This is a genomic window from Brachybacterium sp. GPGPB12, from assembly GCF_038396325.1.
GTDB classification, from domain to species: Bacteria; Actinomycetota; Actinomycetes; order Actinomycetales; family Dermabacteraceae; genus Brachybacterium; species Brachybacterium conglomeratum.
Genome location: NZ_CP149573.1, coordinates 3,579,329 through 3,600,255 on the forward strand (window position 1 = coordinate 3,579,329; position 20,927 = coordinate 3,600,255).

Here is a 20,927-nt window from a genome sequence, read left to right on the forward strand (position 1 = left end):
TACTCCGACGCCGCCGTGCAGGCGCTGTGGGAGACGCTGCCCTTCGCGGACTACGCCTTCAACAAGTCCCACTCCGCCGCCTACGGCGTGGTCTCGTACTGGACCGCCTACCTCAAGGCGAACCACCCCACCGAGTACATGGCCGCGCCGCTGACCTCCACCCAGGAGAACCGCGACCGACTCGGCCTCTACCTCGGCGACTGCCGCCACCGCGGCATCACCGTCCGCCCCCGGACGTCAACGAGTCCGACCTGTACTTCTCCGCCGTCGGCGACGACATCCGCTTCGGACTCTCCGCGATCCGCAACGTCGGCGCGAACGTGGTCGAGGAGATCATCCGCACCCGTGAGCAGAAGGGCGCCTTCACCTCCTTCACCGACTTCCTGGACAAGGTCCCGCTGTCGGTGTGCAACAAGCGCACCATCGAGTCGCTGATCAAGGGCGGCGCCTTCGACTCCCTCGGCCACAACCGCCGCTCCCTCGTGCTGATCCACGAGGATGCCGTCGACTCGGTCGTCGACGTCAAGCGCAAGGAGGCCCAGGGCCAGTACGACCTCTTCGCCGATGTCTTCGGCGGCGCGGGCGGCGGCGAGGGCGAGGACGCGATGGCCTCCGGCTCCGCGGCGACGCTGACCATCCCGGACCTGCCCGAGTGGGACCGCAAGGAGCCGCTCGCCTTCGAGCGGAACATGCTGGGCCTGTACGTCTCGGACCACCCCCTGTACGGGCTCGAGCACGTCATCGCCCAGAACTCCTCCACCTCCATCAGCTCGCTGGCCGACGACGGCGCCGTCAAGGACGGCGAGATGGTCACGATCGCGGGGCTGATCACCACCCTGCGGCCGCAAGACCACCAAGAAGGGCGACATGTGGGCGATCGCCACGGTCGAGGACCTCGAGGGCTCGATCGACTGCCTGATGTTCCCCTCGACCTACATGACCGTCGCCTCAGAGCTCGCCGAGGACCTCGTCGTCTCGATGAAGGGCCGGGTCGACACCTCCAAGGGCATGCCCGAGCCGCGGGTCATGGAGATGACGATCCCGGAGACCGGGGGAGGGGTCGACGGCCCCGTCACCATCGCCCTGCCCGCCCTGCGCGCCACCGAGAAGGTGGTCGGCGACCTCCGCGGCGTGCTCGAGGACAACCCCGGCTCCTCCGAGGTGCGGGTCAAGCTCCAGGAGCCCGGCCGCACGACCCTGATGCGAGCTGGACAAGCGCCTCGCGGTCACCCCGTCGGCCGCGCTGTACGCCTCGCTGAAGGCCCTGCTGGGCCCGGGATGCCTCTCCTGAGCACGGCGGCGCGGAGGTGACGGCGTGAGCACGCCGCCCGTGCCGCGCGGCGTCGGGGACGGCCCGGCACGGCCCGCGCCCTGGCGCATCGCGACCTACAACATCCGCCACGGTCTGGGCCGCGACGGACGGGTGGACCTCGCCCGCACCGCCCGGACGATCGCCGCACTTCAGGTCGACGCGATCGGCCTGCAGGAGGTGGACGTCGCCTACGGGCCCCGCTCGGGGCACGAGGACCAGGCCTCCCGGCTCGCGGAGCCGCTGGGCTGGGAGGTCGCCTTCGGGGCGGCGCTCGACCTGCCGCCCCTCCGGCCCGGCGACCCGCGCCGCCGCTACGGGGTCGCGCCGCTCACCCCGCATGCGCTGACAGGCCCCGCGATGCACGCCCTCCCCGCGCACCCGGGCACCACTGCGCGGCACGAGCCCCGCGGGGTGTCGCACGCGCAGGTGACACGCGGCGGCGGCGATGCGCTCGACCTGTTGGTCACCCATCTGGACAACGACCTGCCCCAGCACCGCACCGCGGAGGTGCTCGGCATCCTCCGCCGCGCCGAGGGGATCACCGGACCGGCCGTCGCCGCTCGGCGACCTCAACGCCGCCCCGCACCGCCCCGAGCTCGCACCGCTCGCCGCCGCCGGCTGGCGGGAGGCGGCCGACGCGCTGCGCAGACCCGGGCGCGGCCTGAGGGAACTGCCCGTGCTCTCCGCGCTGACGGGCTCCCCGGCGCGCCCGACCCACCCGGCGCGCGTCCCTGTGCGCCGCATCGACTCGCTGTGGGTGCGGGGCGCGGTGGAGGTGCTGGACCTCGCCACCGGTCCGCTCACCGACTCCGACCACCGCCCCGTCGTCGCGACGCCGCGCGCCCGGACCGCCCCGCACGAGCACGGACCCGGCCCGGAGCCCCGCACCGTGTGCGACCTGGACTAGCGTGGACCCATGAGCGTCATCGCCGAGGAGCCGCTGCCCGACTTCCTGCTGGAGACCTTCCGCGAGCGCGCGGTGGTCCACGACCGGGAGAACACCTTCCCCGAGCAGGACCTCGCCGACCTGCGCGAGCGCGGATACCTGCGCCTGCTGGTCCCCCGCGAGCTCGGCGGACTCGGCGGGAGCCTGCTGGAGGCCGCGCGCGTCCAGCGCCGCCTGGCCGGCGCCGCCCCCGCCACGGCGCTGTCGATGAACATGCACCTCGTCGTCACCGGCGCCGCGCCGCACGCCCACCGCCTCGGCGCGGAGCCCGTGCGCGGCATCCTCGAGGACGCCGCCGCGGAGAAGCTGTTCGCCTTCGGGATCTCCGAGGCGGGCAACGACGCGATGCTCTTCGACTCCGCTACCCGCGCCGTCCCCGACGGCGACGGCTTCCGCCTCACCGGCACCAAGATCTTCACCTCCCTCGCCCCCGTCTGGGACCGCCTGGTCGTGCACGGCCGGGTCGCCGTCGCGCGGGAGGACGACCCCCGGCTCGTGTTCGGGGTGATCGAGCGCGACGAGCACGTCGAGACCCTCGACGACTGGGACACCCACGGCATGCGCCCCTCCCAGTCCCGCACGACGCGTCTGGACGGCGCGCGCCGTCACGGCGGAGCGGGTGCTGACCACCACCCCTGTCGGCCCGAGCACCGACCCCTTCGTGATGGGGATCTTCGGTGCCTTCGAGTCGCTGATCGCCTCGGTGTACACCGGGGTCGCGCGGCCGCGCCGTGGAGGTGGGCGGCTCGATCGCGACCACCCGCCGCAACGCCACCAAGGGCATCGTCCACGCCGACGACCCCGACATCCGCTGGCGCCTCGCCGACGCCGCGATCCGCCTCGACGGCGCGGTGTCGCAGGCCGAGAAGGTCCTCGCCGACCTCGACGCGCTCGGGACCGGGGAGAGCGGCCCGGGCACGAGCGACCACGGGCCGCGCTGGTTCCTGCACTTCTCCGGGGTGAAGTCCCGCGCCACCGAGGCCGCGATCGCCGCGGTCGACCAGGTGTCGCGTGCCAGCGGCGGCGCCCAGTACTTCCGCCGCAGCGAGCTCGAGCGCCTCTCCCGCGACGTGCGCGCCGGGCTCTACCATCCCTCCGACGAGGAGTCCGTCCACGCCTCCTACGCCAAGGCGCCGCTGGGGAGATCGGCTCCCCGCGCTGACTGTCGAGGTCCGCTGGAACGGGGACTCGAGGACGGTGCCGACCGCGTACAGCTATCGGCCGCCGACTGGTGGCCTGCCGTCCCCGGTCGGTGGCCGATCGCCTCTGACCCGCGCCCGACCGTCCGTGACAGGCGACGGCTCAGCCGAAGAGCACCTCGGCCTCGTGCCAGCGCGACTCCGGCACCGTCTTCAGGCTGTCGATCGCCTCGGTCAGCGGCACGTCCACGATGTCGGTGCCGCGCGCCGCGACCATCCGTCCGAAGCCGCCGCCGTGCACCAGGTCGACCGCCGCGGTGCCCAGGCGGGTGGCGAGCACCCGGTCGTAGCCGGTCGGCTCGCCACCGCGCTGGATGTGCCCCAGCACCGTCGCCCGCGACTCGATGCCCAGACGCTCCTCGATCAGCGGCGCGAGCGCCGCGGCGACCCCGCCGAAGCGCGGCCGTCCGAACTCGTCGAGGTCGTAGTCCATGAATCCCTCGGGCGCGTCGGAGGGCACGAACCCCTCGGCGACCACCACCAGCGGGGCGCGACCGCGGTCGTGGGCCGCCTTCACGTAGCCGCAGATCTCCTCGATGCTCAGCGGGAACTCGGGCAGGCAGATCACGTGCGCGCCGGCGGCCATCCCCGAGTGCGCGCGCGATCCACCCCACCGAGCGGCCCATCACCTCCGCCACCATGCAGCGGTGGTGGGAGTCGCCGGTCATCCGCGACCGGTCCAGCGACTCGGTCGCGATCTCGACCGCCGTGTGGAAGCCGAAGGTGTAGTCGGTCGCGTCGAGGTCGTTGTCGACCGTCTTGGGCACGCCGACCACCGGGATCCCCGCCTCCGACAGCCGGTTCGCGGTGTACAGCGTGCCGTCGCCGCCGATCGCGATGATCGCGTCGACTTCCTGCTCGTCCATGTGGCGCCGGACGATCTCGGCGCCGTCGGCCCCGTCGTGGAAGGGATTCGCGCGGGAGGTGCCCAGGATCGTGCCGCCGATCCGGCCGATGCCGCGCACGCGACGGCGGGGGAGGGTCATCCAGTCCCCCTCGATCACGCCGCGCCAGCCGTCCCGGTAGCCGATGAACTCGTCCTCGAAGAGGCGATCGCCCTTGATCACCGCTCCGCGGATCACCGCGTTCAGGCCGGGGCAGTCGCCGCCGGAGGTCAGGATTCCGATCTTCATGACGGGCTGGCTCTCTTCTCTCGGGCGTCCGGGCGTCGGGGCGGAGCCGCTCCTCGGCGTGCTCCGCCTCCACTCTAGGCGGGCCGGGAAGCTTCTGCGCGGGTCCTCGGTCCCCGGATCGTCGCAGGTGAACGATGGATGGACGGTGACCTGACGGGGGATGACGCAGCGGCGCCCCGCCTCCTCCGCAGAGGGGACGGGGCGCCGCAGATGCGGGGGAGAGGCCTCAGGCCTCGCCCTCTCCCCTCGTCGGCGGTGGGGTCCGCGGCGGGGGAGAGGCCCTCGCCACGGGTCTGCTCGGACTGCTCGCGCACCGCGCGACCGCCCTCGGCGGCCCGCTGGAGCGTGTCCTGGAAGTCCACGCCGGTGGTGGACTTGACCATGTCGAGCACCTGGGCGAGGCCCACGGAGATGTTCTGCCCGATCTTCGCCTCGCCATCGGTGGAGAACACCGAGAGGTTGGAGATGTTCGAGTACGGGGAGGCGAGCTCGCCGGCGACCTCCGGCGACACCTCGAGCACCTGGGCCAGGACCGCGGCGTCGTTGAACTGCTTGTACGCCTCGGCGCGGGCACGGGTGGTCTCCGCCTCGGCGTCGCCCTTGGCGCGGATCGCCGCGGCTTCGGCCTCGCCCTTGGCGCGCAGCGAGTCGGCCTCGGCCTGGCCCTCGAGCCGGACCGCCTCGGCGTCCTTCGAACGGCGCTGCAGCTCGACCTCGGCCTCGGCCCGACCGCGGGCCTCGATCGCGTGCGCCTCGGCGTCCGCGGTGACCTTGCGGGACTCGGCGCGGTTGCGCTCGTCGGTCAGCCGCGCCTCGGAGTCCGCGACGCGGGCGTACTTCTTGGAGTCCGCGTCCTGCTTCGCTCGGCGTAGCGCTTGGCCTCGGCCGGCTTGTGGACCTCGGCGATGAGCCGCTTCTCGCGCAGGTCGTTGTTGCGGACCGCGATGAGCTCTTCCTGCTCGATGATCCTCTGCTCGCTGCGCGGCGCGGGCGAGGGGACCGGCGGCGTCGACGACGGCCTGACGCGCATCGGTCTCCTCCTTGATCTCCGCGTTGCGGAGGTCGAAGGCCTGCTTCGACTCCGCCTCCTGCTGGAGGTTGAGGTTCTTCGCCTGGGTCGACTCGCGGTTCGCGTCCGACTCGGCGATCGCGGCGCGCTTGGCGACCAGCGCCGCCTCGGGACGGCCCCAGTCACGCAGGTAGGAGCCGTCGTCCTCGATGGCCGAGATCTGGAAGGTGTCGATCACCAGGCCCTGGTTGTTCATCGAGTGCTCGGCCTCGGCCTGCACCTGCGAGGCGAAGGAGGCGCGGTCGCGGATGATCTGCTCCACCGTCAGTGTGCCGACGACGGCGCGCAGGGTGCCCGAGAGGATCTCCTGGGTGTAGTGGTCGATCTGCTGCTGCTGGTCCAGGAAGCGCTGGGAGGCCTTGCGGACGTCCTCGATGTTGCCGCCCACCTTCACCTGCGCCACCCCGCGCAGACGGAGGAAGATGCCGTTCATCGAGTAGCCCTCGACCTCGACCGGGATTTGACGCGAGGACAGGCTGAGCACGAAGGCGCGGTCCACGATGGGACGCACGAGCGCACGGCCGCCGATCACGACCCGCGCGTCGCCCGACTCCAGGTCGATGTCCCCGGTGGGACTCTCCTTCGTGTTGCGGCCCGTGATGATCAGGGCCTCGTTCGGTGCGGCGATGCGGTAGCTGCGCAGCAGCACCAGCAAGCAGGATGAGCAGGACGACCACCACGACGGCGACGCCGCCGATGATCGGTATCAAGGCTTCCATGGGTTCCCCTCGGTCAGTTCAGGCATGCCGTCGATGATTCTTTCATCGACGGCCGCCGACCGGGAGGCCGATCCGGCACCGGTGACCCGCGCGTGACCGCAGGCGACGGGGCGGGGGAGCTGGGCACCGGTCCTCGTCGGGCGGGGGACGTGCCGTAGGGGTGCGGAGCAGGCGCCGCGAACCCGCCGTCTCACGATCCGGAGGCGTGGTCCGCATGGTGGACCTCGGGGTCTAGGGTCGCCCGTCGTGAACACCGTCCCCGCCCCGACCTCCTCCACCGCCCCGCCGCCGGCCGCACCGGCCAACACCCGCGGCCGGGTCATCACGGCCTCGATGGTGGGCACCACCATCGAGTTCTTCGACTTCTACGCCTACGCCACCGCCGCCTCGCTCGTGTTCCCGGCGCTGTTCTTCCCCACGCAGACCCCGGCGAACCAGCCGCTGAGCTCCTTCGCGGTGTTCGGCGTCGCCTTCGTCGCGAGGCCGCTGGGTTCGCTGATCTTCGGCCACTACGGCGACCGTGTGGGACGCAAGGCCACGCTCGTGGCGAGCCTGCTGGTGATGGGCATCGCGACCTTCCTCATCGGCGTGTCGCCCACCGCCTCGACCCCGGGGTTCGCGGTCATCGCCCCCGCGATCCTGGTGCTCGCTGCGCTTCTGCCAGGGCATCGGACTGGGCGGCGAGTGGTCCGGTGCGGCGCCGCTGGCGACCGAGAACGCCCCGCCCGGCAAGCGCGCCCTGTACGGCACCTTCCCGCGGCTCGGCGCGCCCGTCGGCTTCATCCTCTCGAACCTGCTGTTCGTGCCGCTGAGCGTGCGGCTCACCCCGGAGCAGTTCATGGCCTGGGGCTGGCGCGTGCCCTTCCTGCTCTCCTCGGTCCTGGTGGTCGTGGGGCTGTGGGTGCGGCTGAAGCTCATGGAGTCCCCGGCCTTCCAGAAGGTGCTGGACGAGCAGCGGGTCGCCTCCGTGCCGATCGCGCGCGTGTTCCGCACCGCGTGGAAGCCGCTCGTGCTCGCGACCCTCGCGATGGTCGCCACCTACGTGCTCTTCTACCTCATGACCGCCTTCCTCATGGTGGTCGGCACCACCGCGGCCGACGAGGCCTCCGCCCGCGCCGCCGCGGAGACGGCCGGCAAGGACTTCAACGCCGCGACCTTCGTGCCCGGACTCGGCTACGAGCGCACCGACTTCCTCACCATGCTCATCATCGGCGTGATCTTCTTCGGGATCTTCACCGTCGTCTCCGGTCCGCTCGCGGACCGGCTGGGGCGCAAGCGGCTCCTGCTCGCCGTGACCGCCGGGATCGGCGTATTCGGGCTCGTCCTCGACCCGCTCATGCACGCCGGCACGGGCGGGGTGATGGCCGCGCTGATCCTCGGCTTCACCCTGATGGGCATGACGTTCGGGCCGATGGCCGCGTTCCTGCCGGAGATGTTCAAGGCCGACGTGCGCTACACCGGCGGCGCCGTCAGCTACAACATGTCCTCGGTGATCGGCGCGGCCCCGGCCCCCTACGCGATGATCGGGCTGTGGCAGGCGCAGGGCGGCTCGCTGCTCGCTGGTGGGCGGCTATCTCGCGGTCGCCGCGGTTGTCACGATTCTCGCCCTCGTCCTCGGCGGCGAGACCAAGGACGTGGACTACCTGGCTTGATCGACGTGCTGCGAGGGACGAGCGGCAGGAGATCGGGCGGGAGGGTGCCGCCTGATCGACGTGCTGCGAGGGACGAGCGGCAGGAGATCGGGCGGGAGGGTGCCGCCTGATCGACGTGCTGCGAGGGACGAGCGGCAGGAGATCGGGCGGGAGGGTCTTTGCCTGATCGACGTGCTGCGAGGAACGAGCGGCAGGAGATCGGGCACGACGGCGCTCGCCTGAGCCGGGGAGTGCGAGACGAGGGGCGGTCCCGATCGGGACCGCCCCTCGTCGATGCCGTCGACGGATGCGACGGCGAGGGCGATCAGCCCTCGCGGTGCTCGCGGTAGTAGCGGATCAGGCCCTCGGTCGAGGCGTCCTCCGCGGAGATCTTCTCCTCGTCGCCCGCGACGGCGCCGGCGAGGTCCTTCGCGAGTCGCTTGCCGAGCTCCACTCCCCACTGGTCGAAGGAGTTGATGCCCCACACGACGCCCTGCACGAAGGTGATGTGCTCGTACAGCGCGATCAGCTGGCCCAGCACCGACGGGGTCAGCTTCGGGGCCATGATCGAGGTGGTGGGCCGGTCTCCGGAGAACTCGCGGGCGGCGACGAGCGCGCCCTCGGTCCCTTCGGCGCGGACCTCCTCGGCGGTCTTGCCGAAGGCGAGCGCCTTGGTCTGGGCGAAGAAGTTCGCCAGGAACAGCTCGTGGACGTCCTGCTCCCCGTCGACCAGCGCGTGGTCCGGGGTGGCGAAGGCGATGAAGTCCGCCGGGATCACGCGGGTGCCCTGGTGGATCAGCTGGTAGAAGGCGTGCTGGCCGTTGGTGCCGGGCTCGCCCCAGAACACCTCGCCGGTCTCGGTGGTCGCGAGCGAGCCGTCCCAGCGCACGCTCTTGCCGTTGGACTCCATGGTGAGTCGCTGGAGGTAGGCCGGGAAGCGGTGGAGGTACTGGGAGTAGGGGAGGACCGCGTGGGTCTCCGCCTCCAGGAAGTTCACGTTCCAGATGTTCGTGAGGCCCATCAGCAGCGGCACGTTCTGCTCTGCGGGCGCGGTGGCGAAGTGCTCGTCCATCGCGTGGAAGCCGGCCAGGAACTCCTCGAACACGTCGGGACCGAGCACGGTGGCGAGCACGGTGCCGATCGCGGAGTCGACGCTGTAGCGGCCGCCCACCCAGTTCCAGAAGCCGAAGGCGTTCTGGGGATCGATCCCGAACTCCTCGACCTTGTCCAGCGCGGTGGAGACGGCCACGAAGTGCTTCGCGACGGCCTCCTTCTCCTGCTCGGCGGTCAGGCCCGCGCTCTCGCGCGACCCCTCCAGCGACCAGCGCGCACCAGGCGTGCGTTGGTGAGGGTCTCCAGGGTGGTGAAGGTCTTCGAGGCGACGATGACGAGCGTCGTCTCGGGGTCGAGGCCGCGCGTGGTCTCATACGCGTCGGTGGGGTCGATGTTGGAGAGGAAGCGGGCCTCGAGGCCGTCCTGGGCGAGGGGCTTCAGCGCCTCGTACACCATGACGGGGCCGAGGTCGCTGCCGCCGATGCCGATGTTCACGACGGTCTCGATGCGCTTGCCGGTCACGCCGGTCCACTCGCCGGAGCGGACCTTCTCGGCGAACTCGTAGACGCGGTGGAGCGTGCCGCGCACGTCCTCGTCGATGTTCTGCCCGTCCACGATCAGGGCGGGGGAGGAGCCGGCGGGGCGGCGCGGCGCGGTGTGCAAGACCGCGCGGTCCTCGGTGGTGTTGATGTGGGCGCCGGCGAACATCGCGTCGCGACGCTCCTCGACCCCGACCTCGCGGGCCAGCTTCAGCGAAGCAGGCGCATGGTCTCGGGGGTCAGAAGGTTCTTCGAGAGGTCGACGTGGAGGTCCGCGGCGTCGTGCGTGAACCGGGCGGCGCGCTCGGGATCCGCGGCGAACCATTCGCGCAGGGAGCCCTCGAGCGCGAGGTCGTGCGCCTCGAGCTCGGCCCAGGCCTCGGTCGTGGTGGGGTCGACAGGAGCAGTGGTGGGATCGAGAGAAGTCATACGGCCATTCAACACCCAGGCACGCTGGGAGGGGACTTCCTGCCGCGGGTTCCGCCCCGGGTCCGTCCCGGGTTCGCTCATGGTTGAAAAATCGCCGAGACCGAAGCGTTACCGACAGATGGAATGCAGTTGACATCGGAGGGTGCACACTAGGTGCGGTACCGCACAGCGATGGTGCGGATCACGATCTCTAGCCATCCAGGAGAACCCATGGCCATCTCGCGCCGATCCATGATGCTGGGCACCGCCGCCGGAGGCGCGGCCGCCCTCACCCTCGCCGCCTGCGGCGGAGACGAAGGCGGCGCCGGAGCCGGCGGCAGCGATGCCGGCGGCGGCACCGGAGAGCCGATCTACGCGAACACCACCGAGCCCGAGAACCCCCTGCTGCGCCCGCCAACACCGGCGAGGTCGGCGGCGGCCGCATCATCACGATGATCTTCGCGGGCCTGGTCTACTACAAGGCCGATGGCGGCATCGAGAACGACATCGCCGAGTCGATCGAGTCCGAGGACAACCAGAACTGGACCATCACGATCCGTTCGGGCCTGACCTACTCCGACGGCTCCACCCCGATCACCGCGCAGGACTTCGTCGACTCCTGGAACTACGGCGCGAACGCCGCCAACGCTCAGATCGGCCAGTACTTCTTCGAGCCGTTCGAGGGCTACGAGGAGCTCTCGGCCGAGGACGTCGCCCCCGATGCGACCCTCTCCGGTCTGGAGGTCGTCGACGAGACCACCTTCACCGCGCGCCTGGTCTCCCCGCAGTCGGACTTCCCGACCCGTCTGGGCTACTCGGCCTACATGCCGATGCCGCCCTCGGCCTTCGACGACATGGAGGCCTACGGCGAGGCGCCGCTGGCGAACGGCCCCTACAAGCTCGAGACCTGGACCCACGACCAGGAGCTGGTGCTGGTCCCCAACGAGTCCTACGACGGCCCCCGCGCCCCGAAGAACTCCGGCATCACCTTCACGGTCTACCAGGACCCGGAGACGATGTACCTCGACCTGCAGTCGGACAACGTCGACGTCGTCGACCAGTCGCCCGGCTCGGCGCTCGCGACCTTCGAGGACGACCTCGGCGAGCGAGCCGTCAACGCCCCCGGCGCCGTGTTCCAGTCGATCACCCTGCCCGGCTACGACCCGAACTTCGAGGGCGAGGCAGGCGCGATCCGTCGCAAGGCGATCTCGCGCGCGATCGATCGCCAGTCGATCTGCGACAACCTCTTCTTCGGCACCCGCACCCCGGCCACGGACTTCGTCTCCCCGGTGATCCCCGGCGGCGGCGCGACCGACATCCCCGGCTCCGAGGTGCTCGAGTTCGACGAGGCCGAGGCGAAGAAGCTGTGGGACGAGGCCGAGGCGATCACCCCGTTCAAGGGCCCGCTCACCCTCGCCTACAACGCCGACGGTCCGCACGCGGACTGGGTCGAGGCGGTCTGCAACTCGCTCGCGAACGTCCTCGGCATCGAGGCGAAGCCCACGCCGTTCCCGGCCTTCGGCGAGATGCGCGAGCAGATCCGCGCCCGTGAGCTCATGGGCACCTGGCGCTCCGGCTGGCAGGCGGACTACCCGTCGGCCTACAACTTCCTCGGCCCGCTCTACGGCTCCTCCGCGGCCGACGGCAACGGCTCCAACGACGGCGACTACAAGAACCCCGAGTTCGACCAGCTCCTGGCCGACGGCCTCGCCGCCGAGACGGAGGAGGACGCCATCACGATCTGGAAGGAGGCGGAGGCCCTGCTCATGCGCGACCTCCCCGTCCTCCCGCTCTGGTACCAGAACACCATCGGCGGCTACTCGACGCTCGTCTCCGACGTCGAGTACGGCTGGGACACCGTGCCGCTGTACCACAACATCACCAAGTGATCTGCTGATCTCCCCGTGACAGCGGGAACCGGGCGCGTCCGGTTCCCGCTGTTCCACGCCCGGCCCCCGGCCGGGCCGTTCCACCGGGCCGCGAGGCCCCTCCTCCATCGAAAGGGAACGACGTGCTCTGGTACATCGGGCGGCGACTGCTGCAGATGATCCCCGTCTTCCTCGGCGCCACCCTGATCGTCTACCTGCTGGCGTTCTACACCTCCGGTGACCCGATCCTCACCCTGGCCGGTGACAAGCCGATCTCCCCGGCGGTCGAGCAGCGGGCCGCGCGAGCAGTACAACCTCGACCAGCCCGTGCTGATCCAGTGGTCGCTCTATCTCAAGAGCGTGCTGACCTTCGACCTGGGCGTCGGCTTCAACGGCCGCCCCTTGTGGGACCAGATCGCCGCGGCCTTCCCGACCACGTTCCGCCTCGCGATCATCGCCGTGGTCGTCGAGACGGTCTTCGGCGTCGCCGCCGGCGTGATCTCGGGCCTGCGCAAGGGCAAGCTGATCGACACCACGCCGCTGATGCTCTCGCTGCTGCTGATCGCCACGCCCACCTTCGTGCTGGGCTTCCTGGCGCAGTTCGTCTTCGGCCTGCGGCTGGGGATCGCCCCGATCAACGTGGGTCGCGACCCGTCCTGGCAGAACCCTGCTGCTGCCCGGCATCGTGCTCGGCGGCGTCTCCTTCGCCTACGTCTTGCGTCTGACCCGCACCTCGATCGCGGAGACGGCGGGCGCCGACCACGTGCGCACCGCGACCGCGAAGGGCCTCTCCCGCGGCGGCGTGGTCTCCAAGCACGTCCTGCGCAACTCCCTGATCCCCGTGGTCACCTTCATCGGCGCGGACCTGGGCGCCCTGATGGGCGGCGCGATCGTCACCGAGCGCGTCTTCAACGTCCCGGGCATCGGCACGTCGCTGTTCAGCTCGATCAACGCGGGTGAGGCCCCGATGATCGTGTCGCTGGTGACGCCGCTGGTGATCATCTTCCTGCTCTCCAACCTCGTCGTGGACCTGCTCTACGGCGTGCTCGACCCGAGGATCCGCTATGCGAAGTGATGCTCAGAACTCCCGCCGCCCCCGCACGGAGCACTGGGTCGCGCCGCTCGCGGAGACCCCGCTGCAGGAGGTCGACGCGGTCGACACGACCGGCACGCCGCGCTCGCTGTGGGCCGAGGCCGGGCGCGACCTGGTCCGCAACCCCGTGTTCGTGATCTCCGCGCCGCTGATCCTGTTCGTGCTCTTCGTCGCCGCGTTCCCGCAGGTGTTCACCTCGCAGGACCCGAGCTTCGGCGATCTCGGCCGCGCGAACCAGCCGCCCGGCGCCGAGCACCCCTTCGGCACCTCCCGCCAGGGCTACGACATCATGGCCCGCACCTTCTGGGGCGCCCGCACCTCGGTGATCATCGGCTTCTTCGCCATGATCGGCTCGACCCTCATCGGTGGCACGATCGGCGCCCTCGCCGGCTACATCGGCGGCTGGTTCGACGAGGTCATCTCCCGCGTCACCGACATCTTCTTCGCGGTGCCGATGATCCTCGGCGCGATCGTGGTCGCGACCCGCGTGGGCGAGATGAGCATGTGGACCGTGATCGTGGTGCTGAGCATCTTCGGCTGGACCAACGTCGCCCGCATCATGCGCGGTGCCGTGATCTCCACGAAGAGCCAGGACTACGTCACCTCCTCGGTGGCGCTCGGTGCCTCCAGCCCCTCGGTCTTGCTCAAGCACGTGATCCCCAACGCGATCGCCCCGGTGATCGTCACCGCGACCGTCAACCTCGGCGTGTTCATCGTCGCCGAGGCGACGCTGTCCTTCCTCGGCGTGGGCCTGCCCACCTCCGCCGTCTCCTGGGGCGGGGACATCTCCGACGCCCGCGACGCGCCGCGCACGCGCGACCGTCGATGCTGTTCTACCCGTCCGTGGCGCTCGCGATCACCGTGCTGAGCTTCATCATGCTCGGCGACGCGGTGCGCGATGCGCTGGACCCGAAGGCGAGGAAGCGATGACCACGACCTCCGTGAACCCCACCCCGTCCGCCTCCTCGGCCGGCTCCGCGCGCCAGCCGCTGGAGATCAAGGACCTCGAGATCACGTTCACCACCTCGAACGGACCGGTCAAGGGCGTCCGCAGCGCGAACCTCGAGGTGTACCCCGGGGAGACCGTCGCGATCGTGGGCGAGTCCGGCTCGGGCAAGTCCACGACCGCCATGGCGATCGCTCACCTGCTGGCCGAGAACGGCTCGATCACCGGCGGACAGATCCTCTTCGAGGGCCGCGACATCACCCACGTCTCCGAGAAGGAGATCCGGGTGCGCGCGCGGCGACCAGGTGGGCCTGGTCCCGCAGGATCCGATGAGCAACCTGAACCCGATGTGGAAGGTGGGCGCGCAGATCCGCGAGACCCTCGCCGCCAACGGCATCGCCAAGGGCGCCGAGGCGAGGAAGCGCACCGTCCAGGTCGCTCGAGGAGGCGGGTCTCTCCGACGCGGAGCGCCGCGCCGAGCAGTTCCCGCACGAGTTCTCCGGCGGCATGAAGCGGCGCGCCCTGATCGCGATGGGCCTGGCCGCCCGGCCGAAGCCGCTGGTCGCCGACGAGCCGACCAGCGCCCTGGACGTCACCGTCCAGCAAGCAGATCCTCGACCACCTCGACCACCTCACCGGTGAGCTCGGCGTGGCGGTGCCGCTGATCACCCACGACCTGGGTCTGGCCGCCGAGCGCGCCCAGCACCTGGTGGTGATGTACAAGGGCCAGGTCGTCGAGTCCGGTCCTGCGCGCAGCCGCTGCAGGACCCGCAAGCACCCGTACACCAAGCGGCTCATCAGCGCCGCACCGTCGCTCGCCTCGCGGCGCCTGGTCTCCTCCTCCCAGCGGGCGGAGATCCGGGAGCAGGCGCAGGAGAACGCGCCGGTGCACGCCGAGGACCGCCTCACCTCCCCGGCGCCGGTGTCCGACACGATGGCGCCCGAGTTCGGCTACGCCGAGCCGGACGCCGACGCGGTGATCGAGGTGCAGAGCCTGACGAAGTCCTTCCCGATCCGCGGGAAGGTGCCGTGGAGGTCGACCCCGTTCCTCGCGGTCGACGACGTCTCCTTCGCGCGCGCCGCGGCACCACCACGGCGATCGTGGGGGAGTCCGGCTCGGGCAAGTCCACCGTCGCGCAGATGGTGCTGAAGGCGCTCGAGCCCACCTCGGGCCGGGTGCTCTTCGAGGGGGAGGACGTGGCGGACCTGCGGGGCGGCCGGCTGAAGGCGCGCGCCGTCGCGTGCGACCGATCTTCCAGAACCCCTACGGCACCCTCGACCCGATGTACTCGATCTTCCGCACGATCGAGGAGCCGATGCGCCTGCACGGCATCGGGGATCCGAAGAGCCGCGAGGCGAAGGTCCGCGACCTGCTGGACAAGGTCGCGCCGCCCGCGGCGATGATGCGTCGCTATCCCAACGAGCTCTCGGGCGGCCAGCGCCAGCGCGTCGCGATCGCCCGCGCGCTCGCGCTGGACCCCGAGGTCGTGATCTGTGACGAGGCCGTCTCGGCGCTGGACGTGCTGGTCCAGGCTCAGGTGCTCGAGCCGCTCAACGACCTGCAGGCCGAGCTGGGGCTGAGCTACCTGTTCATCACCCACGACCTCGCCGTGGTGCGGCAGATCGCGGATCACACCCTCGTGATGGAGAAGGGGAAGGTCGTCGAGCAGGGCACCACCGACGACGTCTTCCACGCTCCGCAGCAGGACTACACCAAGCGCCTGCTCGCCGCGATCCCCGGCGGCTCCATCCCGCTGGCGGGCTCGGAGACGATCGACGTCGAGGCCCCGGAGGGTGCGGCCGACGAGACCGGCGGCGAGGGCGACGGCGGGCCGGACGACATCATCGATCCCTTCGCCCAGGCCGGGCACGTCTGAGCCGGTGACCGGGGACCGATGACGTCGGACCGATGACAGGGGCGAGGCCCGCGCGGAGAGGATCCGTGCGGGCCTCGCCCACGTCGATCCGAGAGATGACGCCTCGGCTCGGCCCTCCCCGCCGCGCTCCTCGCCGGGAAGAGCGCGTCGAAGCTCTCATCCCCGCACCCGTCGCAGAGCGCCCCGGCCCGATAGACTCGGCGCGGCCCTGGAGCGGGTCGCACCCGCCGTGCGACCGGGCGCCGCTCGGTCCACGCCCCGCCGCGCTATCTGAATCGAGCACCTGCGTATGACCATCCAGCACCGCACCGACCTGCGAAACGTCGCCATCGTCGCCCACGTGGACCACGGCAAGACCACCCTGGTCGACGCCATGCTCACCCAGGGCGGAGCCTTCGGCGAGCGTGACAAGCACGACGAGCGGGCGATGGACTCCGGCGAGCTCGAGCGCGAGAAGGGCATCACGATCCTCGCCAAGAACACGGCGATCCGCTACGTCGGCCCCTCGGCCGCGGCGGTCGGCGAGCCCGACGGCATCACCATCAACGTCATCGACACCCCCGGCCACGCCGACTTCGGCGGCGAGGTCGAGCGCGGCCTGTCGATGGTCGACGGCGTCGTGCCGCTGGTGGACTCCTCCGAGGGCCCGGCGCCGCAGACCCGCTTCGTGCGCGCAAGGCGCTGGCCGCGAAGTCGCCCGTCATCCTCGTGGTCAACAAGGTCGACCGCCCCGACGCCCGCATCGAGGAGGTCGTCGGCGAGGCCACCGACCTGTCTGCTGGGCCTGGCCTCCGACCTCGCCGAGGAGGTCGACGACATCGACCTCGACGCGGTCCTCGACGTGCCGGTCGTCTACGCCTCCGGCAAGGCGGGCCGCGCCTCCACCACCCAGCCCGCCGACGGCACCCTCCCCGAGGAGGAGACCGTCGAGCCGCTGTTCAAGACCATCCTGGAGTCGATCCCGGCCCCGAGCTACGACGACGAGGTGCCGCCGCAGGCCCACGTCACCAACCTCGACGCCTCCCCGTTCCTTGGCCGTCTCGCGCCGCTGCGCATCAAGAACGGCGAGCTCACCAAGGGCCAGCAGGTCGCCTGGTGCACCCAGGACGGCACCACGAAGACGGTGAAGATCACCGAGCCGCTGGAGACCAAGGGCCTCTCCCGCGAGCCGATGACCCGCGCCGCCCGCCCGGGCGACATCGTCGCCGTCGCCGGCATCCCGGAGATCATGATCGGCGAGACCCTCGCCGACGTGAACGACCCGCGCCCGCGCCGCTGATCACCATCGACGACCCCGCGATCTCGATGACCATCGGCATCAACACCTCCCCGCTCGCGGGCAAGAACGGCAAGGGCCACAAGCTCACCGCCCGCCAGGTGAAGGACCGCCTGGACTCCGAGCTGGTCGGCAACGTGTCCCTGAAGGTGTCGCCCACCGAGCGCCCCGACGCCTGGGAGGTGCAGGGCCGCGGCGAGCTGGCCCTGTCGATCCTGGTCGAGCAGATGCGCCGCGAGGGCTTCGAGCTCACCGTCGGCAAGCCGAAGGTCCTCACCCGCGAGATCGACGGCAAGGTCCACGAGCCCGTCGAGCGGATGACCATCGACGTGCCCGACGAGTACCTCGGCACCGTCACCCAGCTGATGGCCTCGCGCAAGGGCCGCATGGAGACCATGAGCAACCACGGCTCGGGCTGGGTGCGCATGGAGTTCATCGTCCCCGCCCGCGGGCTGATCGGGTTCCGCACCCGGTTCATGACCGAGACCCGCGGCAACGGCATCGCCTCCTCCTACGCCGACGGCTTCGAGCCGTGGATGGGCGAGATCGAGTTCCGCGCGACCGGCTCGCTGGTCGCCGACCGCCCCGGGAACGTCACGCCCTTCGCGATGATCAACCTGCAGGAGCGCGGCTCCTTCTTCGTCGAGCCGACCTCGGAGGTGTACGCCGGTCAGGTCGTGGGGGAGAACTCCCGCAACGAGGACATGGACGTGAACATCACCAAGGAGAAGAAGCTGACGAACATGCGCGCCGCGTCGTCGGACTCCTTCGAGAACCTGGTGCCGCCGCGGAAGCTGACCCTCGAGGAGTCCCTCGAGTTCACCGGCGAGGACGAGTGCGTCGAGGTGACCCCGGAGATCGTGCGCATCCGCAAGGTGATCCTGGACGCGAACGAGCGCCGTCGCGCCCAGTCCAAGGCGAAGTCCGGGAAGTGACGCGGTGACCAGCACGCAGCAGAGGCCGACGACGGTCGACACGACCTCCCTCGCCGCCCGGCTCGGCCAGGCCGCGATGGCGATCGTGCTCGCGATCGTCTCGGTGCTCGCTGCTGGTCACCACCCACCGTTTCGAGCTGACCGTGCTCGGCGCCGACCTCCCGGCCGGGCTCCTGTTCGGCGCCGCCTTCCAGGCCGTGGTGTGCCTGTTCCTGTGGTCCGCGACGGGGACCCGCTTCCCGCTCCTGGTGCTCGGCTCGCTGTGGGGGTCGCTGGCCGGGCCCTTCCTCGGCGAGGGCGCGGGCGGGGGAGTGCTCATGCCCGCCGTGATCGCGGAGCAGACGCAGTACTCCGGCTGGATCGTGCAGGGGATCGGGATCCTGATCCCCTTCGCCCTCGCCCTGGTGATCACGGTGGCGGGACGCGGCCGGTCCCGGGCTCGCTGAGACCATGAGCGCCGCCGACCGCCCCGACTGGGCGACGATCCCGAACCTCGTCACCCTCGTCCGCCTCGCGCCGCTCTTTCGCCGGTGTGCCTGCGCCTGGCGGACGGGCCGGACACCCTCGGCGTGGTGCTGCTGCTCGTCTGGGCCTCGACCGACTGGATCGACGGGATGCTCGCCCGCGCCCTGGACCAGACCAGCCGCACCGGCCAGATCATGGACCCGATCGCGGACCGGCTGGGCCTCGTCGCGATCGTGCTGACCCTGGCCCTCGCCGACCTGCTGCCCTGGGCGGCGCTCGCCGTGATCGTCGTCGTCGACGCGGCGATGGCCCTCCTCGCCACGCGGGCCGCGCTCGGCGGGCGGATCTCCGTCTCCTGGCTCGGCAAGATCCGCACCTTCGTGCTGATGGCCTCGGTGTTCCTGCTGGTCGCGGTCGCCGCGTGGGCGCCCTCGCTGGTGCCGATCGCGCAGGCGCTGGTGTGGGTCGGGGCCGTCGCCGCACGTCGGCTCCGGCGTGGACTACATCGTCAGGGCGCGGCGGGCCCCTGCCGCCGCACCGGCGGAGGCGGGACCTCCTTCGCGGCGATGACCAGGGCCCGCGGCACGCGCACCTCGCCGCGCCGCGTCATCACCTGCACCACCTGGTCGTCGACCAGGGTGATCGTGCCCAGCGCATCGGTCATCGACTCGCCGTGCGGGGAGCGCTCGCGGTCGATCGCATAGCGCGACGACCACCCGTCGCCCCTCGGCGAGGAAGGGCGCCCAGCCGGCGCGGACCCGGTGACCCTCGTGCATCGTCATCCGGGCAGGCTATCCCCGTGCCCGTCGATCCGGCGCGGGGGCCGCCGCAGGCAGGTGTGCATCCTGTCACCTCCTGCTCCGGCGCGTCCCGGCGGCGCTCCCGGGAGGGGCCGGGATGAGATGATGGAGGGCGCCCCGGACGGAAGGAAGCCGCACATGACGTACGTCATCGCCCTGCCCTGCGTCGACGTGAAGGATCGTGCCTGCGTCGACGAGTGCCCCGTGGACTGCATCTACGAGGGCAACCGGATGCTGTACATCCAGCCCGACGAGTGCGTGGACTGCGGCGCGTGCGAGCCCGTCTGCCCCGTCGAGGCGATCTTCTACGAGGACGACACCCCCGACGAGTGGGCCGACTACTACAAGGCCAACGTCGAGTTCTTCGACGAGCTCGGCGCACCGGGCGGCGCCGCGAAGATGGGCGTGATCGACAAGGACCACCCCCTCGTCGAGGCCCTGCCCCCGCAAGAGAACCCCCTGGCCTGAGCCGTGGCCCCGACGCACTCCGCCGCCCGCCCCGTCGCACGCGAGGGCCTCGCCGCGCGCCTGCCCGCCTTCCCCTGGGATGCGATCGTGCCCGCCCGCGAGCGGGCCGCGCAAGACCCCGACGGGCTCGTCGACCTCTCCGTCGGCACCCCCGTGGACCCGACGCCTGCCACCGTGCAGCAGGCGCTGGCCGACGCGGCCGACAGCCCCGGCTACCCGACCACGGTCGGCACCCCCGCCCTGCGCGAGGCACTGGTGGACTTCGTCCGCCGCCACCGAGCGGCCCCCGCCGCGCTGGGGGTCGACGCGGTGCCGCCCACCGTCGGCTCGAAGGAGCTCGTCGCGCACCTGCCCTTCCAGCTGGGCCTCGGCGCGGGCGACGCGATCGCCTTCCCGCACATCGCCTACCCGACCTACGACATGGGCGCCCGCTTCGTCGGCGCGAGGCCCGTCGCCGGTGGACATGGCGCGCCTGGCCGCCGAGGGCGACGCCGCGCCGCCGGACCCGTCCGCCGCGAGCAGTATCCGGTCGCTGTGGCTGAACTCCCCCTCGAACCCGACCGGCGAGGTGCTGGCGGCCTCCCAGCTCGCCGCGCCGCTGGCCTGGGCGCGCGAGCGCGGGATCGTCGTCGCCTCCGACGAGTGCTACGCGCTGCTGCCCTGGATGGTGGACGAGGTCCCCTCGATCCTGGACCCGCGGGTGAACGGCGGCTCCCTGGAGGGTCTGCTGTGCGTGTACTCGCTGTCAAAGCAGTCCAACCTCGCCGGCTACCGCGCGGCCTTCGTCGCCGGGGACCCGTCGCTCGTGGCCGAGCTCGTCGCGGTGCGCAAGCAGGCCGGGATGATCTTCGCCCGGGCCTGTCCAGGCGGCCTTCGCCGCAGCGCTCGCCGATGACGCGGCCCCCTCCGCGCAGCGGGAGGTCTACCGGGCCCGCAGGGCTCAGCTCGCCCCCGCGCTCGAGTCCGCGGGCGGGACGATCCACGGCTCGCAGGCGGGCCTGTACCTGTGGACCACCTTCGACGAGGACTCGATGGCCACGGTCGACCGCCTCGCAGACCTCGGTGTGCTGGTCGCACCAGGGATGTTCTATGGTGAGGGGGAGCGCGGTTCGTGCGCGTCGCCCTCACCGCGACCGACGAGCGGATCGCCGCCGCCGCCCAGCGCCTCGAGCGCTCCTGACACCTCCGGC

The 20,927-nt window shown here is 71.3% G+C and carries 8 protein-coding genes and 10 pseudogenes; 15 read left to right on the top strand and 3 right to left on the bottom strand.

Annotated features, from left to right (window positions below):
- Positions 1-26 precede the first annotated feature (26 nt).
- From WKH84_RS20840 to WKH84_RS20855, 4 genes and pseudogenes are all read left to right on the top strand, one after another.
- Positions 27-422: pseudogene (locus tag WKH84_RS20840) on the top strand (hypothetical protein); the annotation flags it as partial.
- 445 nt (positions 423-867) lie between these two features.
- Positions 868-1,311 carry a hypothetical protein gene (locus tag WKH84_RS20845; RefSeq protein WP_341854971.1) on the top strand — a complete coding sequence of 148 codons (444 nt, stop codon included), beginning with the start codon at positions 868-870 and terminating at the stop codon, positions 1,309-1,311.
- A 446-nt stretch (positions 1,312-1,757) separates the two neighbouring features.
- Positions 1,758-2,219 carry an endonuclease/exonuclease/phosphatase family protein gene (locus tag WKH84_RS20850; protein ID WP_341854972.1) on the top strand — a complete coding sequence of 154 codons (462 nt, stop codon included), beginning with the start codon at positions 1,758-1,760 and terminating at the stop codon, positions 2,217-2,219.
- A 9-nt stretch (positions 2,220-2,228) separates the two neighbouring features.
- Positions 2,229-3,400 (top strand): annotated as a pseudogene (locus WKH84_RS20855) (acyl-CoA dehydrogenase family protein); the annotation flags it as partial.
- A gap of 160 nt (positions 3,401-3,560) precedes the next feature.
- On the opposite strand, the pseudogene WKH84_RS20860 reads toward WKH84_RS20855, so the two are convergent.
- Positions 3,561-4,590 (bottom strand): annotated as a pseudogene (locus tag WKH84_RS20860) (ATP-dependent 6-phosphofructokinase).
- A gap of 74 nt (positions 4,591-4,664) precedes the next feature.
- Positions 4,665-6,308: an SPFH domain-containing protein gene (locus WKH84_RS20865; RefSeq protein ID WP_341854973.1), complete on the bottom strand. Its 1,644-nt coding sequence runs from the start codon at positions 6,306-6,308 to the stop codon at positions 4,665-4,667.
- A gap of 316 nt (positions 6,309-6,624) precedes the next feature.
- Here WKH84_RS20865 and WKH84_RS20870 point away from each other — a divergent pair.
- Positions 6,625-8,030: pseudogene (locus WKH84_RS20870) on the top strand (MFS transporter).
- A gap of 304 nt (positions 8,031-8,334) precedes the next feature.
- Here WKH84_RS20870 and pgi read toward each other — a convergent pair.
- A pseudogene (pgi, locus tag WKH84_RS20875) lies at positions 8,335-10,030 on the bottom strand (glucose-6-phosphate isomerase).
- A 210-nt stretch (positions 10,031-10,240) separates the two neighbouring features.
- Between pgi and WKH84_RS20880 the strand changes: the two are divergent.
- The 10 genes and pseudogenes from WKH84_RS20880 (at position 10,241) to dapC (ending at position 20,917) form a co-directional block, all read left to right on the top strand.
- Positions 10,241-10,465 carry a hypothetical protein gene (locus WKH84_RS20880; protein WP_341854974.1) on the top strand — a complete coding sequence of 75 codons (225 nt, stop codon included), beginning with the start codon at positions 10,241-10,243 and terminating at the stop codon, positions 10,463-10,465.
- Positions 10,462-11,898, top strand: a complete 1,437-nt coding sequence (locus WKH84_RS20885) for an ABC transporter substrate-binding protein (protein ID WP_341854975.1) — start codon at positions 10,462-10,464, stop codon at positions 11,896-11,898. The genes WKH84_RS20880 and WKH84_RS20885 overlap by 4 nt, the downstream gene beginning before the upstream one ends.
- Before the next feature lie 122 nt (positions 11,899-12,020).
- Positions 12,021-12,952: pseudogene (locus WKH84_RS20890) on the top strand (ABC transporter permease).
- A pseudogene (locus WKH84_RS20895) lies at positions 12,942-13,900 on the top strand (ABC transporter permease). The pseudogenes WKH84_RS20890 and WKH84_RS20895 overlap by 11 nt, the downstream one beginning before the upstream one ends.
- Positions 13,897-15,793, top strand: a pseudogene (locus WKH84_RS20900) (ABC transporter ATP-binding protein). Before WKH84_RS20895 ends, WKH84_RS20900 begins: the two co-directional pseudogenes overlap by 4 nt.
- 289 nt (positions 15,794-16,082) lie before the next feature.
- A pseudogene (gene typA, locus WKH84_RS20905) lies at positions 16,083-18,004 on the top strand (translational GTPase TypA).
- Between the two features lie 143 nt (positions 18,005-18,147).
- Positions 18,148-18,450, top strand: a complete 303-nt coding sequence (locus WKH84_RS20910) for a hypothetical protein (protein ID WP_341854976.1) — start codon at positions 18,148-18,150, stop codon at positions 18,448-18,450.
- Positions 18,451-18,534: 84 nt separating this feature from the next.
- Entirely contained in the window at positions 18,535-19,173 is a 639-nt protein-coding gene (locus WKH84_RS20915) for a CDP-alcohol phosphatidyltransferase family protein (protein WP_341854977.1), read from the top strand.
- A 234-nt stretch (positions 19,174-19,407) separates the two neighbouring features.
- Positions 19,408-19,737 (top strand): ferredoxin, encoded by a 330-nt coding sequence (gene fdxA, locus WKH84_RS20920; protein ID WP_010551454.1) that lies wholly within the window; start codon positions 19,408-19,410, stop codon positions 19,735-19,737.
- 3 nt (positions 19,738-19,740) lie between these two features.
- Positions 19,741-20,917: pseudogene (gene dapC, locus WKH84_RS20925) on the top strand (succinyldiaminopimelate transaminase).
- The last annotated feature ends 10 nt before the right edge of the window (positions 20,918-20,927 follow it).